Genomic DNA, 15,440 nt, shown 5'->3' with positions numbered 1-15,440 from the left:
GTGATAAGAACCAACAAGTTAGTGTGCGTCCCGCTCATTAATAAAGCGCTGGGTTGTATCCGGGTTTGTGGTTTTTTATTGAGGTCGAGTTATTTAAGTTGCAGCTTGGCAACTTGCAGCAGGTCGCAGCCATCTTGCACCAATAAATAAAGCGCATTGACTATGTGCGGAATATCTTTCGCGTCGGCCTGTTTGAAACACATACAGTAAAGTGTTTCCAGTAGATCACTGGCGGCGCGCAAGCGTTGGTCGGCGGCATCGAGCAGATCGCTGTGACTGGCGGCGGTGTCGATCAGCATCACGGGTTTTTCGCTGTAGCAGGTTTTGAGTGGCTGGTAACGGTCGATCATGGTGAGGCTTGTCCTGTTCGAAGACGCTCGGGTCGGCCGACAGAGTGCTTTCAGCCGCGCCGGCCACTATAGAAGGGCGTTGCGCAGCGGGACAAGACGGCCGCAATGGACAGTGTTTGTAGGGGTTTTTCCGGGTTTTACGGATTTTCCCTACGTGATTTTTCGGCATATTCGAGGCAAAACCTCTACACGGAAAATTCCTACCTGCTTGTCAGGTAATTCGCCGTACACGGCGCTCCGGTGCGCGACAGAATCTGTAGGGCGTTTGCAAACGTCTGACACGCGCTTAAAGGGAAAACGGCGGGCGTGCAGGCTGCTCCCACAGAATTTGCGTGACCGCTGTATCATTCCGAATCGATTTGGCCCCGACCTTTTCTCGACTCGCTGCGATTGCCCGCTAGGCTGTTGGCATGGCAGCGGTCAAAGGAGTGACAGCGAATGCACAACACCCTGGAACAGGTTTTTGGTTATCCACAGTTTCGTCCCGGACAAGAGGCCGCGATCAGCGCGGTGCTGGCCGGGCGCTCGGCGGCGGCGATTTTTCCCACCGGCTCCGGCAAGTCCCTTTGCTATCAAATATCGGCGTTGTTGCTGCCGCACCTGACGCTGGTGGTCTCGCCATTGCTGGCGCTGATGCAGGATCAATTGGCGTTCCTGCAACGCCACGGCATTTCAGCGGGCAGCATTGATTCTGCGCAGAGCCGCGAAGACGCCAATGACGTGATGGCGCGTGCTCGAACGGGTGAATTGAAGATCCTGATGATCTCGGTGGAGCGTTTGAAAAACGAGCGCTTCCGCAACTTTTTGCAGCAGGTGCCGATCTCGCTACTGGTGGTGGACGAGGCGCACTGTATCTCCGAGTGGGGCCACAATTTCCGTCCCGACTACCTCAAGCTGCCGGACTATCAACGGCAGTTCAACATCCCGCAAACCTTACTGCTGACAGCCACCGCGACGCCGAAAGTCATCGTCGATATGCAGAGCAAATTCGCCATCGCTCCAGAGGATGTGGTGACCACTGGTTTCTACCGGCCCAACCTCAATCTGTTGGTGGAACCGGTGCGCGGTCAGGACAAACGCCGGCGTCTGGTTGAGTGGATGAGTGAGCGCCCGGGGCAGCCCAGCATCGTCTACGTGACCTTGCAGAAAACCGCTGAACACATCGCCGAACACCTTGAACGCAACGGCATTCAGGCCGAGGCGTATCACGCCGGTTTGCCCCACGATAAGCGTGAAGGCATCCAGAAACGTTTCATGGCCGGGCAGTCCAATTGCATCGTCGCGACCATCGCGTTCGGCATGGGCATCGATAAGAGTGACATCCGCAATGTGGTGCACTTCGACCTGCCTAAATCCATCGAAAACTACAGTCAGGAAATCGGCCGCGCCGGGCGAGACGGGCAGCCCTCGGACTGTCTGGTGCTGGCCAACCGCGACAGCCTCAACGTGCTGGAAAACTTCGTCTACGGCGATACGCCGGAGCGCGATGGCATTCGTTATGTGCTCGACGAACTGAAGGCTTCGGTGCCGGACGGGCAGTGGGAGTTTTTGCTCGGGCCGTTGGCGGATCAAAGCAACATTCGTTCGTTGCCGCTGAAGACATTATTGGTGCAACTGGAGCTGCGTGGCTTGATCGCGCCGCGCTACGCCTATTACGCCGAGTACCGCTTCAAATACCTGGTGGAACCGGACGCATTGCTCTCGCGTTTCGAGGGTGAGCGCAGGGATTTTGTCGCGGCGATTATTCAGACCTCCAATCGCGCACGAACATGGGCGACAGTGAGTTTCGACTCGATGTACGAACAGTATTCAGCCGAGCGTAATCGCGTGGTGACGGCGCTGGATTATTTTCAGGAGAAGGGCTGGGTCGAGCTTGAAAGCAAGCAGATGACCGAGGTCTACAGCCTGCTGCACAGCGACTTTGACAGTGACGTGTTGAGTGGCGAGTTGCACGATTACTTCACTCGACATGAACAGACCGAAGTGGCGCGGATTCACGCGATGCTTGAGGTTTTCGCCACCGAGCGGTGTTTGGGTTATCGACTGGCCGAGTACTTCGGTGACCATGATGCGCCCGAGCGTTGTGGGCATTGTTCGGTGTGTCATGGGCAGGTTGCACGCTTGCCGGCGCCGCCGGAATTGCCGCCGCTTGTGGATAAAAACTTCGCGGCGCTGTGTGGTGATTTTATCCACAGGCACGAACAACACACCGGCGTCGTGCCGACAGCGGAACGGCTGACGCGGTTTTTGTGCGGGATCAGCGTGCCGCTGTTTACCAAGCTCAAGGCGCGGGCGATTCCCGGGTATGCGGCGCTGGAGGAATACCCCTACGCCGAGGTGCGCAGCTGGGCGCAAGATCACCTCTAACCCTTGTAGGAGCTGCCGAAGGCTGCAATCTTTTGATGTTGATTTTTTCAAGATGAAAAAGATCGCAGCCTTCGGCAGCTCCTACATGAGTTCATCAAGACAAGGGCTCTATCCATCCGCTGAATGTCGATCATCACGGTAATAAACTTCAAAAAACGTCGTCGGCTGACTATGGTGAGACCAGTCTTTGGATCGCCAACAAGAGAACAATATGAGCCAGACATCCTTCGATATTCAGCAGGCCGCCGTGATCGGCGCGGGCACCATGGGCCGTGGCATCGTCATGTGCCTGGCCAATGCCGGCGTGACAGTACAGTGGGTAGATAACAACCCACAGATGCTTGAGCATGCACTCGCCACCGTTGCCGACACCTATGCACACAATGTGCGGCAGGGGCGCATTGATCAGGCCGAGGCTGATGCGCGTATCGCCCGGGTCAGTGCGGCGGCGGATTACGCGGCGATTCGCAATGTCGATCTGGTGATCGAAGCGGTGTACGAGAATCTTGAACTGAAGCAGAAGATCTTCCGCGAGCTGGATGGCTTGCTGAAGCCTGAAGCGCTATTGGCTAGCAATACATCGGCACTGGATATTGATGCGATTGCGGCGGCGACAAAACGTCCGGAACAAGTGCTGGGCCTGCATTTCTTCATCATGAAACTGCTGGAAATCGTTCGCGGCGCGCAGACCTCACCAGCAGCTCTGGACGCCGCACTGGCTTTGGGCAAGCGCATGGGCAAAGTCAGCGTGGTCTCGGGCAACTGCCATGGTTTTATCGGCAACCGCATGCTGCATCCGTATGTACTCGAGGCGCGCAAGATGTTGCTTGAAGGCGCTTATCCACAGCAGGTCGATGCGGCGTTGCAAGGATTCGGTTTCGCCATGGGGCCGTTTCGCATGTACGACGTGGTCGGCATCGATCTGGAATGGCGCGCGCGCGAGTTGGCCGGCAAGGGTCAGGATGCGCCAGAGGTGCACGTGGATAATCGCTTGTGCGAAATGGGTCGATTCGGGCAGAAGTCCGGCAACGGTTATTACCATTACGAGCCGGGCAGTCGTCAGGCTGAGCATGATCCTGAGGTCGATGCGCTGGTGTTGCAGGTCAGCGAAGGCTTGGGCTTTCAGCGCCGTGAGATCGGCCCGGAGGAGATTCTCGAGCGCTCCCTGCTGGCATTGGTCAACGAAGGGGCGAAGATTCTCCAGGAAGGTATTGCCGAGTCTGCCCATGACATTGATCTGGTGTATTTGAATGGCTACGGCTTCCCGGCGGATAAGGGCGGGCCGATGGCGTGGGCGGATCAGCAGGGGCTGGCGGATATTCATCAGCGGCTGTTGGCGCTGGAGACGCGGCAGGGCGATCAGTGGAAACCGGCGCGGTTGATTGGTGAGTTGGCGGCGCAGGGGAAGGGGTTTGCTGATCGCTGAGTGATTGGGTGCTTGGGGTGACGCTTTCGCGAGCAGGCTCGCTCCCACATTTGGAATGCGTTTCGAATGTGTGTGCGGGCTTGCTCGCGAAGGCCGCGCCACGGATTTAAATTAGACTCGCAACAAATACCTTCAGGAATCGTTGATCAATGTCCAACCCGATGCCTCAACGCACCGACTACCTGCACTTCCAGCCCATCACCACACGCTGGCACGACAACGACGCCTACGGTCACGTCAACAACGTCACCTACTACAGCTTCTTCGACACAGCCGTGAACACATACCTGATCCATGTCGGTGGTCTGGATATCCATGACGGGGAAGTGGTGGGTTTCGTGGTCAGCTCGGCGTGTGATTACTTCGCGTCGATCGCGTTCCCGGATCTGATCGAGATCGGATTGCGAGTCGGCAAGTTGGGCAACAGTTCGGTGCAGTACGAACTGGCGGTGTTCAAGGTCGGCGAAAGCGAGGCCTGTGCGGCCGGGCGTTTCGTGCATGTGTTTGTGGATCGGGCGAGCAATCAGCCGGTGCCGATTCCGAGCGAATTGCGTCAGGCGCTGGAACGTCTGGTGGTGGGATAAAGCAAAAAGATCGCAGCCTGCGGCAACTCCTACATTGATCTGTGTAGGAGCTGCCGCAGGCTGCGATCTTTTGATCTACTTGCCGCCATCAGCAATCAGCGGTGACGATAGTACTTGTGATGCTTGCGGTGGCCGTAGGCATGGCCGCGACCACGGTGGTCGTCGCGGTAGTAGCGACGGTTATCACGACCGCGATCGTAATGACGATCATCGTCATCGCTCTTGTTGCCCATGTAGTTACCCAACGCACCACCGGCACCGCCACCTGCGGCCGAACCGATCAGGCTGCCAGTGCTGCCGCCGAGGCTGCGACCGACCACGTTACCGCCAGCAGCGCCCAACGCACCGCCAATGGCTGCTTCGCCACGGCTGCGTTTGTCGGCGCCGACTGCGCTACCACCCGCGCCGCCCAAGGCTGCGCCAATGGTGGAACCTGTATTGCCGCCTAAAGACTGACCGACGACCGAGCCAAGAACCCCGCCCAATGCGCCGCCAACACCTGCTTCGGTGGTGCCGCCTGCCGACGCAAAACCACTGACCAGGCCAAGGGACAACAAGAGAATCTGGGAGAACTTCATAGAGGAGCCTCAAAGGGATGACGGCGCCGATCCTGAGGCTGTGTAACAAGCGTGACAATCGAAATCCGACGAATAGCACGACTTGTATACAATTTCGCAAGTTACTGTTTTGTATACGGAACTTATCTGTTTTTTGCCGGTCTTTAATTACTTCGGACAGGCCGCTTTTGTAAAAAAGCGGCCTTTTTTGTGGGCGTTCGAAAGGCAAAAAACGAAAAGATCGCAGCCTTCGGCAGCTCCTACACCGATCCCTGTAGGAGCTGCCGAAGGCTGCGATCTTTTGATCTTGTGTTAAGCCGACTTGGCCATGATCAACCCAGTCTCACTCGCCGCTTCCAACCGGATCGCGATGAACTTCGACGTCGGCGTATGGCTGCCATCCCCGGTGCTTTCCAGCGGCACCAACGGATTCACCTCCGGATAATAAGCCGCCGCCTGCCCCGCCGGAATATCAAACGCCAGCAAGGTAAAGCCTTTCACCCGACGCTCACGACCATCGTCCCACAGTGACACGATGTCAGCCTTCTGCCCCGGACGGAAGCCCAGGCGAATGATGTCCGCCTCGTTGGCAAACACCACATCGCGCTGGCCCTTCACCCCGCGATAACGGTCATCGAGCCCATAAATCGTCGTGTTGTATTGATCGTGAGAACGCATCGATTGCAGGATCAGATCCGGCAGTTGTCCAGTCGCACGAGTGCGTTCGTGCACCAGATCTTTCGGCAGCAGGTTCGCGCGGAAATTGGCGCGGCCCGACGGCGTGTTCCACTTGCGCGCACCGGCGCTGTTGCCAAGGTAGAAACCGCCCGGGTTTTTTACCTTCTCGTTGAATTCCTTGAAGCCCGGAATGGTGTCGGCGATCAGTTCGCGAATGCGCGCGTAATCGGCCACCAGCCAATTCCAGTCCACCGGTTTGCTGCCCAGCGTAGCGGCGGCGATGCCGGCGATGATCGACGGCTCCGAGCGCATCTGGTTCGACAGCGGCTGCAACTGGCCGTTGGAGGCGTGAACCATGCTGAACGAGTCTTCCACGGTGACCGCTTGCGGGCCTTCAGTCTGGATGTCGATGTCGGTGCGACCGAGGCACGGCAGGATCAGCGCGTCTTTACCGTGAGCCAAGTGGCTGCGGTTGAGCTTGGTGCTGATCTGCACGGTCAGGTCGCAATTGCTCAGCGCTTCGAAAGTGCGCGGGCTGTCCGGCGTCGCTTGAGCGAAGTTGCCGCCCAGACCGATGAATACTTTTGCGCGACCTTCGGCCATCGCATGGATCGCCTCGACCACGTTGTGGCCGTTATGACGCGGCACCTTGAACTGGAAACGACGCTCCAGCGAATCGAGGAACGCCACCGGCGGACGCTCGTTGATGCCCATCGTGCGATCGCCCTGCACGTTACTGTGACCGCGCACCGGGCACAGGCCGGCGCCCGGTTTGCCGATGTTGCCGCGCAGCAGCATCAGGTTGGCGATTTCCTGAATGGTCGGCACCGAATGGCGGTGCTGGGTGATGCCCATCGCCCAACACATGATTACGTTTTTGCCTTTGGCGTACATGCGCGCGGCTTGCTCGATGTCCACGAGGGTCAGGCCGGACTGTTCGACGATTTGTTCCCACGGCGTGTCATCCACGACACCGAGATACTCCAGCACGTTGGTGCTGTGTTCATTGAGGAAGTCGTGGTCGAACACCGCTGGCGCGCCAGCCTTCTGCGCATCGCGTTCCCATTGCAGGAGGAATTTGGCCATGCCGCGCAACAGCGCCATGTCGCCGCCGAGTGCCGGACGGAAGTAGGCGGTGTTGGTCGGCTTGTCGCCGTTGGTGAGCATTTCGATCGGGTGCTGCGGGTGCTGGAAACGCTCCAGTCCGCGCTCTTTCAGCGGGTTGATGCACACCACTTGCGCGCCGCGTTTCACCGCTTCACGCAACGGTTCGAGCATGCGCGGATGATTGGTGCCCGGATTCTGGCCCCAAACGAAAATCGCATCGGCGTGTTCGAAATCATCGAAGGTCACGGTGCCTTTGCCGACGCCGACACTTTGCGCCAACGCCACGCCGCTGGCTTCGTGGCACATGTTCGAGCAGTCAGGGAAGTTGTTGGTGCCGAAGGCGCGCACGAATAGCTGATACAGATAAGCCGCTTCATTGCTGGCACGACCCGAGGTGTAGAACTCGGCCAGATCCGGGCTCGGCAGACTTTGCAGGTGTTTGGCAATCAGCGCGTAGGCGTTGTCCCAACTGATCGGTTTGTAGCGATCAGTTTCGGCGTCGTAGACCATCGGTTCGGTCAGACGGCCCTGATACTCCAGCCAGTAATCGCTCTGTTCCAGCAACGAAGTGACGCTGTGCTTGGCGAAGAACTTGGCATCGACGCGGCGCTTGGTCGCTTCCCAGTTCACCGCTTTCGCGCCGTTCTCGCAGAACTTGACCATGCCGCTTTCCGGCGAATCGCCCCACGCGCAACCCGGGCAGTCGAAGCCGCCGTTCTGGTTGGTCTTGAGCATCATGCGCAGGTTTTTCAGGGCGTTGTCGCTGGTCAACCAGGCCTGAGCCACACTGATCAGGGCACCCCAGCCGCCGGCTGCGCCTTTGTAAGGCTTGTAGCGCGGGACGGGTTTCTGGTCGGCTTGATGATGTTGGCTCACGCTTGATTCTCCATCGCGGGGCTATACACCCGCGGCGCACTTTTCTGCGGCAGGTGGATGAGATTGAGGTTGTGTCGACGGGCCCATTGCACGGCGAGGCCCGTGGGCGCTGACAGGCTGACCAGGGTCTGGATGCCGGCGCGCAACACTTTCTGGATCAATTCGAGGCTGCAACGGCTGGTGACAATTGCCAGTCCGCCTTCTGTGGATATCTTCTGGCGGATCAGTCCGCCGATCAGTTTGTCGAGCGCGTTGTGCCGGCCAATGTCTTCGCGACCGAGCAGCAATTCGCCGCTGGCGTTCATGAACACTGCCGCGTGTACCGCGCCGCAGTACTGACCCAAAGGCTGAAACGCACTGATGCGCTGACGCAAACCATCAAGCCATTCAATCGGTGGCAACGGCGCGCCGGGCAGCACTTTCAGATCAGGCAACGCCTGTTCCACCGCTTCGACGCCACACAATCCGCAACCGCTGGTGCCAGCCATTTGCCGACGTTGCTGCTTGAGGTTCCAGAAGGCGCGATTAGCGATGGTCACTTGCGCGTATTGCGCCGAGCCGGCGCCGGTCAGTTGCAGGTCATAGATGTCGGTCGCGTCTTCGATGATGCCGCTGCCGAGGCTGAAGCCGACGATGAAGTCTTCCAGGTCAGTCGGCGTCACCAGCATCACGGCTTGGCTGATGCCGTTGTAGGCGATCGCCAACGCGACTTCCTCGGCGAGCGCAGTGCTCGCCGACTCTTCGCGGGGAAGATCGCTGTAACTGTAGGTCTGGCTGGCGGCAGGCGCGGGCGTTTCGAGTGCAGGCGCCGCGCAAGTTGGGCGCTTGGCGTTCATGGCATCACCGACGGTTTGATCAACGTTAAGACTAGGCGCGTCAAGTTGTCGCGTCTAATCGCTACTGTCGATGTATTGATAGATGGCGTCGATCAAGGGAGCTTTTGCGTACGCATACGGTTACAGAGTCATTGGTCGGCTCGGAACCGGGTTTGCCTGACGTGGTCTAGGCTTGGGCATCTGGAACCCAAATCAAGGAGTGTGCGCTATGAGTCTTTTGAGCTTTGTGAAAGAAGCGGGAGAGAAGCTGCTGGATCTGCTGACCCCCGGTAACGCCAATGCCAGTGAGCAATTGAAGGATCACATCAATAAGGTCGGGCTGGGCAATCCGAATGTGCAGGCAACGGTGGATGGCGACAAAGTCACCGTGACCGGTGAAGTGGCAAGTCAGGAAGAGAAAGAGAAAATCCTGCTGGCCGTTGGCAATATTGCCGGGGTTGGCAGTGTTGATGATCAGATCACCGTGAGCGGCCCGGTTGTGACGGCTGCGCAGTTTGTTGTGGTCAAGTCGGGCGACACCCTCAGCGCGATTTCACTGCGCGTGTACGGTGATTCCAACAAGTATCAAAAGATCTTCGATGCCAACAAGCCGATGCTCAAGGACGTGAACAAAATCTATCCGGGTCAGACACTGCGTATTCCTGAGTAATCCGCAAACCCTGTAGGAGCTGCCGAAGGCTGCGATCTTTTGATCTTGTTTTTTACAAATCAAAGTCAAAAGATCGCAGCCTGCGGCAGCTCCTACAGGGGGTCACAAGCCTGAGATCAGGTCGCGGTAGTCTTCGACTGCCGCGAATTCGGCCGTGTCTTTCGGGCCTTTGCGGCTGTCGGGTTGTTTGACTGCCAGCAAGTGCGCCACCCCAAAATCTCGCGCGCTGCGCAGAATCGGCAAGGTGTCGTCGATGAACAGACTGCGTGCCGGATCAAAACCGATATCTGCCTGCAACGCGTCCCAGAACTGCGGGTTTTCCTTGGGGAAACCGTAATCATGCGAGCTGATCAGCCGCTCGAAGTACGGTGCCAGTTCAATCCGTTCCAGCTTCAGCGACAGTGAGTCACGGTGCGCGTTGGTGATCATGATCACCCGTTTCCCGGCGCGTTTGATCGCTTCCAGAAACGTATCCGCATCGGGACGCAGGGCGATCAGGTGCGCAGTTTCCTGCTTCAACTCACGCACTGACAGCTTCAGTTCGCTGCTCCAGAAATCCAGGCAATACCACTGCAACTGACCAGCATGGCGTTCGAACAGCGGCTGCAATTCCATCTCGGCCATTGCGCGGCTGACCCCGTGCAGTTCGGCGTAGCGCTGGGGCAGGTGTTCCAGCCAGAAATGGTTGTCGAAGTGCAGATCCAGCAGCGTGCCGTCCATGTCCAGCAGGACGGTATCGATGTCGGACCAGGGTAAAGAGGGCATGGCAACGTCTCGAAACGGTAGAAAGATATCCGACGTAAACAATCGGGAAAGCCGCGTTATAGTAGCGCGTTCACGCCAAGGAGCTTTGCATGCGCCAGAAACCTACCGTACTCGCCCGCGAGATCGTCGCCACCAGTCGTCTGTTTTGCGTCGAAGAACTCAAGCTGCGTTTTTCCAATGGCGTGGAGCGCACCTACGAGCGGCTGGTCGGCAAGGGCGCCGGCTATGGCGCGGTAATGATCGTGGCAATGCTCGATGCCGAGCACGCGGTGCTGATCGAGGAATACTGCGGCGGTACTGACGAGTACGAATTGTCGCTGCCCAAAGGTTTGATCGAGCCGGGCGAAGATGTTCTGGCGGCGGCTGAACGTGAGCTCAAGGAAGAAGCTGGTTTTGGCGCGCGGCAACTGGAGCATCTGACCGAGCTGTCGCTGTCGCCCGGTTACATGAGCCAGAAGATTCAGGTGGTGCTGGCCACCGATCTCTACGAAGAGCGGCTGGAGGGCGACGAGCCCGAGCCGATGCGGGTCGACAAGGTCAATCTGCGTGATCTGTCGGCGCTGGCGCAGAACCCGCAATTCTCCGAAGGCCGCGCATTGGCGGCGCTGTATCTGACCCGTGACTTGCTGACCCAGCGCGGCTTCTTTCAATCGTGAGTGAAATGTCGATGAATTTTCCCCATCCGTTGATGGCGCCGGTGGTTGCGCTGGCATTGCAGGCCGGCGAAGCGATTTTGCCGTTCTGGCGCGCAGGCGTTGAAGTGACGGCTAAATCTGATGATTCGCCGGTGACGGCTGCGGATCTGGCGGCGCACCATTTGATTCTGGCCGGGCTGACCGCGCTGGATCCGAACATTCCGGTGCTGTCTGAAGAAGACGCGAACATTCCCCAAAACGTACGTGCCGGATGGACGCGCTGGTGGTTGGTCGATCCGCTGGATGGCACCAAGGAATTCATCAGCGGCAGTGAAGAATTTACCGTCAACATTGCGCTGATCGAGAACGGTCGGGTGGTGTTTGGCGTGGTCTCGATGCCGACCAACGGTCGCTTTTACGTCGGTGGTGCCGGGCTTGGCGCGTGGCGTTGTGACAAGGACGGCGCACCGGTTTCGATTCAGGTGCGGGATGTGCCCGAGCCGGGTGAAGCGTTTACGGTGGTGGCAAGTCGTCGGCATTCCAGTCCTGAGCAGGAGCGTTTGCTGGTGGGCTTGAGCGCCAGCCTCGGTGAACTGCAGTTGGCGAACATCGGCAGCTCGCTGAAGTTTTGCCTGCTAGCGGAAGGGGCTGCCGATTGCTATCCGCGACTGGCGCCGACTTCGCAGTGGGACACGGCGGCGGCGCAGGGTGTGCTGGAAGGGGCGGGGGGCGAGGTGCTGGATTTACGCGGTGAGGCGTTTTGTTATCCGGCGCGGGAATCGCTGTTGAACGAATTCTTTTTAGCGCTGCCGGCGAAGGCTGCATGGCGGGCGAGGTTGTTGGAGTTGGCGCGGGGTTAATATCCAAAGATCGCAGCCTGCGGCAGCTCCTACAGGGATCGGCGTAGGAGCTGCCGCAGGCTGCGATCTTTTGCTTTAACGGTGCAACACGTATTGCCCACTAAACGTCACCGCATCGATATCACTTCCGACATTGACGATCCGCGTCTGCAACACCAACCGCGCCCGCCCATACCGCTGATACATCGCCAAAAACTTCTTCCACACCCGCTCATCAGGCGCCGGGCAAATCGCCGTGGCATCCCCCGTCACCGGCAGCGGATAATTGATCTGCCCTTCCTGAATCACGATGTGCCCATCGGTGATCCCTTCTTCCTTCAAACGCAAATGCAACCAGCCCCAACCCGCCAGCACCGCGCCGCAATAGAGACTGCCGCCGAACATGGTGCTCTTGTGGTTGACGTTGGGATCGAGCGGCAAATACAAGCTCAATTGCTGCTCGCGCCAGTCGAGCACCCGCAGGCCCATGTCGCGGGTCAGCGGAATGTCGTGATGAAGCACCGACTCCAGATAGTGACTGTCTGTGCTCATTCGTTTTCGTCCCCGTGGCTGCTGTCACCAAAATTCAGACCGTGCTTGCGCAGTTTGTCGTGCAGGGTCTTGCGCGGAACGCCCAGTGCTTCGGCGAGGCTGCGCACCGAGCTGTGCGAGCGCGCCAGTTCGGCAGCAATCAGCGATTTTTCGAAGTGTTCCACTTGTTCGCTTAGCCCGCCTTCGACAACTGCAACGGTCGCACCGTCGACACCTTCAACAGCACTGTTATCCAGCGCCAGTTCCAGACCGAGGGCAAAGCGTTCGGCGGCGTTTTGCAGTTCACGCACGTTGCCCGGCCAGGTGTGGCGCAACAACAAAGCGCGTTGCGCCGGTTGCAGTTCATGCGGCGGCAAGCCGTGGCGGGCGCTGGCCTCGTCGGCGTAATGCTGGAACAGCATCAGCGCATCTTCGCCACGTTCGCGCAGCGGCGGAATGCGCAGCGGCGCGACGTTGAGGCGGTAGTACAAGTCGGCGCGGAAACGCCCCTGATCAGCCGCCTGACGCAGGTCTTCCTTGGTCGCGGCGATGACGCGGATGTCCAGCGGGATCAACTGATTGCCACCGAGTCGCTCGACCACACGTTCCTGGAGCATGCGCAGCAATTTCACCTGCACGTCCATGCTCATGCTTTCGATTTCATCGAGAAACAGCGTACCGCCATTGGCGAATTCGAACTTGCCGATCCGGCGTTTCTGCGCGCCAGTGAAGGCGCCCGGTTCGTGGCCGAACAGTTCGCTTTCGACCACGGACTCGGCCAATGCGCCGGCGTTGATCGCCACAAACGGCCCGTTGCGTCGGCTCGACAGATCATGCAGCGCGCGGGCGACGACCTCTTTGCCAGCGCCAGTTTCACCGAGGATCAGCACGTCAGCCTTGGTCGCCGCCAGTGCGCCAATCTGCTCACGCAGGCGCAGCATCGGCGCCGATTGGCCGACCAGTCGCGCGCTCAACTCATTGCGATCGCTGAGGGCCAGACGCAGGCTGCGGTTGTCCAGCACCAGTCGGCGCAGGGCTAACGCGCGGCGCACGCTGTCGAGTAGTGCATCGCTGGCGAAAGGTTTTTCGAGAAAGTCGTAAGCGCCGGCGCGCATCGCTTGCACCGCCAGTGGCACATCGCCATGGCCGGTGATCAACAGCACTGGCAACTCCGGATCCTGAGCGTGCAGTTCGCTGAGCAATTCCAGACCGTCCATGCCCGGCATGCGAATGTCGCTGACCACCACACCGGGCCAGTCACGCTCAAGTTGTGCGGCGAGGCCTTTGGCTTCGGACAGCGGCAGGATTTTCAGGCCGGCCAGATCCAGAGTCTGGCCGAGGGCCTGACGCAGGTGCGGATCGTCGTCGATCAACACCACCTGAATGCGATTGTCGATGGTCATGCACTTCGATCCTCGGACGGTTGCAGGCTGACCCCGGGCGCACCGGCGCGCAGCCGCAGGGTGATCAAGGCGCCGCCTTGCTTGTGGTTGGCGAACGACAGTTCACCGCCGAAGGCGCGCATCAGGGTTTCGCAAATGGCCAAACCCAGACCAAGCCCCTGCGTGCGGGTCTTGGTGGTGTAAAACGGCTCGCTGGCGCGGCCGAGGGCTTCCATGCAGAACCCCGGGCCGTTGTCGCGAATGTACAGATTGACGCCCTCGGCGGTGGATTCGGCACTCAGCCACAATTTGCGCGGCGGGCCTTTTTCGGTGAGCGCATCGAGGGCGTTGGCCAATAGATTGCCGAGAACTTGGCGCAGACGGGTTTCCCCGGCTTCGACCCACAACGTAGCGGCGGGCAAATCACGGATCAGCTCGACTTCCATGCTGCGCCGACGTTTGGCCAGCAGTGCCAAGGCATCGTCCAGCGCCGGTTGCAGGGCAACGCTTTCCGGAGCATGACGATCGCGGCGGGCGAAGGCGCGCAGGTGGGCGATGATCGAGGCCATACGCCCGGTCAGTTCGCTGATCAGTTTGAGGTTGCCGCGCGCGTCGTCGGTGCGCTGATGATCGAGCAGAACTTCGGCGTTTTCCGCGTAGCTGCGGATCGCCGCCAGCGGCTGATTGAGTTCGTGACTGATGCTCGCCGACATCGTCCCCAGCGCTGACAGTTTGCCGGCCTGCACCAAGTCATCCTGCGCGCGCACCAGTTCCTGCTGCGCCTGCTCGCGCTCCAATACTTCTTGTTTCAGGCGCCGGTTGAGGCCTTCGAGGTCGCTGGTACGTTCGGCGACGCGACCTTCGAGTTCGCGGCGCGCCTTGGCTTCGAAAGCGATGCGTTCCAGATAATGACGGCGACGCTGCATCATCAAACCGAGCAACAACATCACCACCAGCAACGTGGCGCCACCGATGGCTACGACCGTGCGCACCGGGCGATCGATCAGCGTGCGCGGGGCAAGGATGCTGACGCTCCAGCCGGTTTCGGCGATGTCGTGGGTCTGGATCAGCCAGGCAGTGGGGCTGAGATTCAGCGGTCGAGGCTCGCGGGTTGGATAAGGCTGGATCGCTGTGATCGCAGAGCGTTCGGCTTCGCTCAACTCTCGGGTCGAGCGGAAACGCCATTCCGGGCGCGAGGTGAGAATGACCACGCCGTTGTGGTCGGTCACCAGCAGTTGTTCCGGAGTTTTGCCCCAAAGACTTTCGGTGTGATCGAGATCGACCTTGATCACCAATACGCCGATGATTTTTTCGCCGTTGCGCACGGCGGCGGCGAAGAAGTAACCGCGTTTGGCTGACGTGGTACCGAGCCCGAAAAAGCGCCCCAGACGCCCGGCCATCGCTTCACTGAAATACGGACGGAAGGAGAAATTACGGCCGACAAAACTGTCGTGCTTATCCCAGTTGGAGGCCGCCAGCGTCTGGCCGCTGGTGTCCATCAGGTACATGACCTCGGCGCCGGTTTGCGCGGCGATATTTTTCAGCAGGCGATTGGCGTTGCCTTGGGTGACGCCATCGTCCGGCGCGCCGAGGACAGAGCGCAGCGCGGGCAGATCACCGAGGATCTGCGGCAACACTTCGTAGCGGTGCAGGGTGCCCAACAGGTTGGCGACGTAGAGGTCGAGGGTCTGACGATTCTGGCCGGCCAGTTCACTGCGGTAATACCGCTCGGCAAGGTGTTCCAGCGGCCACAACAGCGGCGCCAGACACAGCGCCAGCAACGCGAGGCTGCGCCAGCGGGGTCTGCGGGGAAGGGTTGGTTTCATGCCGAATGCGCCTGTGGGGAACAGGCGCATTA

14 protein-coding genes are annotated in these 15,440 nt (G+C 59.4%); 6 read left to right on the top strand and 8 right to left on the bottom strand.

Going from position 1 to position 15,440, the window contains the following annotated elements:
• Window positions 1-89 precede the first annotated feature (89 nt).
• Window positions 90-350: a hypothetical protein gene (locus tag ACP3TY_RS24170; protein ID WP_053116537.1), complete on the bottom strand. Its 261-nt coding sequence runs from the start codon at window positions 348-350 to the stop codon at window positions 90-92.
• Window positions 351-788: 438 nt separating this feature from the next.
• On the opposite strand from ACP3TY_RS24170, the gene ACP3TY_RS24165 reads away from it, so the two are divergent.
• The 3 genes from ACP3TY_RS24165 to ACP3TY_RS24155 all read left to right on the top strand — a co-directional run bounded on the left by ACP3TY_RS24165 (window position 789) and on the right by ACP3TY_RS24155 (window position 4,727).
• Entirely contained in the window at window positions 789-2,717 is a 1,929-nt protein-coding gene (locus ACP3TY_RS24165; RefSeq protein WP_426618660.1) for a RecQ family ATP-dependent DNA helicase, read from the top strand.
• 211 nt (window positions 2,718-2,928) lie between these two features.
• The gene (locus ACP3TY_RS24160; RefSeq protein WP_426618659.1) at window positions 2,929-4,143 is read left to right on the top strand and encodes a 3-hydroxyacyl-CoA dehydrogenase NAD-binding domain-containing protein; all 1,215 of its coding nucleotides are present in this window, start codon (window positions 2,929-2,931) and stop codon (window positions 4,141-4,143) included.
• 149 nt (window positions 4,144-4,292) lie between these two features.
• Complete coding sequence (locus tag ACP3TY_RS24155; RefSeq protein WP_426618658.1) at window positions 4,293-4,727, top strand: acyl-CoA thioesterase; 435 nt, start codon at window positions 4,293-4,295, stop codon at window positions 4,725-4,727.
• Window positions 4,728-4,822: 95 nt separating this feature from the next.
• Here the strand turns inward: ACP3TY_RS24155 and ACP3TY_RS24150 are convergent, their stop codons facing one another.
• The 3 genes from ACP3TY_RS24150 to fdhD form a co-directional block, all read right to left on the bottom strand.
• The gene (locus ACP3TY_RS24150; protein ID WP_053116541.1) at window positions 4,823-5,305 is read right to left on the bottom strand and encodes a glycine zipper domain-containing protein; all 483 of its coding nucleotides are present in this window, start codon (window positions 5,303-5,305) and stop codon (window positions 4,823-4,825) included.
• Between the two features lie 291 nt (window positions 5,306-5,596).
• Complete coding sequence (locus ACP3TY_RS24145) at window positions 5,597-7,945, bottom strand: FdhF/YdeP family oxidoreductase (RefSeq protein WP_426618657.1); 2,349 nt, start codon at window positions 7,943-7,945, stop codon at window positions 5,597-5,599.
• A complete protein-coding gene (fdhD, locus tag ACP3TY_RS24140) occupies window positions 7,942-8,781 on the bottom strand; it encodes a formate dehydrogenase accessory sulfurtransferase FdhD (RefSeq protein WP_212544766.1) in 840 nt (279 codons plus the stop codon). The genes ACP3TY_RS24145 and fdhD overlap by 4 nt, the downstream gene beginning before the upstream one ends.
• 208 nt (window positions 8,782-8,989) lie before the next feature.
• Between fdhD and lysM the strand changes: the two genes are divergently transcribed.
• Window positions 8,990-9,430: a peptidoglycan-binding protein LysM gene (gene lysM, locus ACP3TY_RS24135; RefSeq protein WP_426618656.1), complete on the top strand. Its 441-nt coding sequence runs from the start codon at window positions 8,990-8,992 to the stop codon at window positions 9,428-9,430.
• 102 nt (window positions 9,431-9,532) lie between these two features.
• Here the strand turns inward: lysM and yrfG are convergent, their stop codons facing one another.
• Window positions 9,533-10,195: a GMP/IMP nucleotidase gene (yrfG, locus tag ACP3TY_RS24130; RefSeq protein ID WP_212544767.1), complete on the bottom strand. Its 663-nt coding sequence runs from the start codon at window positions 10,193-10,195 to the stop codon at window positions 9,533-9,535.
• A gap of 89 nt (window positions 10,196-10,284) precedes the next feature.
• Here yrfG and nudE point away from each other — a divergent pair, with 89 nt between their 5' ends.
• Together nudE and cysQ are read left to right on the top strand one after the other, a co-directional pair.
• Window positions 10,285-10,851: an ADP compounds hydrolase NudE gene (gene nudE, locus ACP3TY_RS24125; RefSeq protein ID WP_053116546.1), complete on the top strand. Its 567-nt coding sequence runs from the start codon at window positions 10,285-10,287 to the stop codon at window positions 10,849-10,851.
• A gap of 5 nt (window positions 10,852-10,856) precedes the next feature.
• Window positions 10,857-11,690 (top strand): 3'(2'),5'-bisphosphate nucleotidase CysQ, encoded by an 834-nt coding sequence (cysQ, locus tag ACP3TY_RS24120; protein ID WP_426618655.1) that lies wholly within the window; start codon window positions 10,857-10,859, stop codon window positions 11,688-11,690.
• Window positions 11,691-11,765: 75 nt separating this feature from the next.
• Here cysQ and ACP3TY_RS24115 read toward each other — a convergent pair whose 3' ends face one another.
• From ACP3TY_RS24115 to ACP3TY_RS24105, 3 genes are read right to left on the bottom strand one after another with little or no spacing between them, the layout of a single operon-like run.
• Complete coding sequence (locus ACP3TY_RS24115) at window positions 11,766-12,221, bottom strand: YiiD C-terminal domain-containing protein (RefSeq protein ID WP_426618654.1); 456 nt, start codon at window positions 12,219-12,221, stop codon at window positions 11,766-11,768.
• Window positions 12,218-13,603: a sigma-54-dependent transcriptional regulator gene (locus ACP3TY_RS24110; RefSeq protein ID WP_053116549.1), complete on the bottom strand. Its 1,386-nt coding sequence runs from the start codon at window positions 13,601-13,603 to the stop codon at window positions 12,218-12,220. The genes ACP3TY_RS24115 and ACP3TY_RS24110 overlap by 4 nt, the downstream gene beginning before the upstream one ends.
• Window positions 13,600-15,408 carry a sensor histidine kinase gene (locus ACP3TY_RS24105; protein WP_159812021.1) on the bottom strand — a complete coding sequence of 603 codons (1,809 nt, stop codon included), beginning with the start codon at window positions 15,406-15,408 and terminating at the stop codon, window positions 13,600-13,602. The genes ACP3TY_RS24110 and ACP3TY_RS24105 overlap by 4 nt, the downstream gene beginning before the upstream one ends.
• Window positions 15,409-15,440: the final 32 nt, after the last annotated feature.

The sequence above is a fragment of the Pseudomonas rustica genome (assembly GCF_049959085.1).
In the GTDB taxonomy this organism is placed as follows: Bacteria; Pseudomonadota; Gammaproteobacteria; order Pseudomonadales; family Pseudomonadaceae; genus Aquipseudomonas; species Aquipseudomonas rustica.
Note: the sequence above shows the minus strand (reverse complement) of the source record. Positions and strands in the feature narration are given on the sequence as shown.

Excerpts from the sequence above, each read along its gene's own strand:
- ACP3TY_RS24170 (WP_053116537.1), bottom strand. The coding sequence starts at position 350 with ATGATCGACCGTTACCAGCCACTCAAAACCTGCTACAGCGAAAAACCC.
- ACP3TY_RS24165 (WP_426618660.1), top strand. The coding sequence starts at position 789 with ATGCACAACACCCTGGAACAGGTTTTTGGTTATCCACAGTTTCGTCCC.
- ACP3TY_RS24160 (WP_426618659.1), top strand. The coding sequence starts at position 2,929 with ATGAGCCAGACATCCTTCGATATTCAGCAGGCCGCCGTGATCGGCGCG.
- ACP3TY_RS24155 (WP_426618658.1), top strand. The coding sequence starts at position 4,293 with ATGTCCAACCCGATGCCTCAACGCACCGACTACCTGCACTTCCAGCCC.
- ACP3TY_RS24150 (WP_053116541.1), bottom strand. The coding sequence starts at position 5,305 with ATGAAGTTCTCCCAGATTCTCTTGTTGTCCCTTGGCCTGGTCAGTGGT.
- fdhD (WP_212544766.1), bottom strand. The coding sequence starts at position 8,781 with ATGAACGCCAAGCGCCCAACTTGCGCGGCGCCTGCACTCGAAACGCCC.
- lysM (WP_426618656.1), top strand. The coding sequence starts at position 8,990 with ATGAGTCTTTTGAGCTTTGTGAAAGAAGCGGGAGAGAAGCTGCTGGAT.
- yrfG (WP_212544767.1), bottom strand. The coding sequence starts at position 10,195 with ATGCCCTCTTTACCCTGGTCCGACATCGATACCGTCCTGCTGGACATG.
- nudE (WP_053116546.1), top strand. The coding sequence starts at position 10,285 with ATGCGCCAGAAACCTACCGTACTCGCCCGCGAGATCGTCGCCACCAGT.
- cysQ (WP_426618655.1), top strand. The coding sequence starts at position 10,857 with ATGTCGATGAATTTTCCCCATCCGTTGATGGCGCCGGTGGTTGCGCTG.
- ACP3TY_RS24115 (WP_426618654.1), bottom strand. The coding sequence starts at position 12,221 with ATGAGCACAGACAGTCACTATCTGGAGTCGGTGCTTCATCACGACATT.
- ACP3TY_RS24110 (WP_053116549.1), bottom strand. The coding sequence starts at position 13,603 with ATGACCATCGACAATCGCATTCAGGTGGTGTTGATCGACGACGATCCG.
- ACP3TY_RS24105 (WP_159812021.1), bottom strand. The coding sequence starts at position 15,408 with ATGAAACCAACCCTTCCCCGCAGACCCCGCTGGCGCAGCCTCGCGTTG.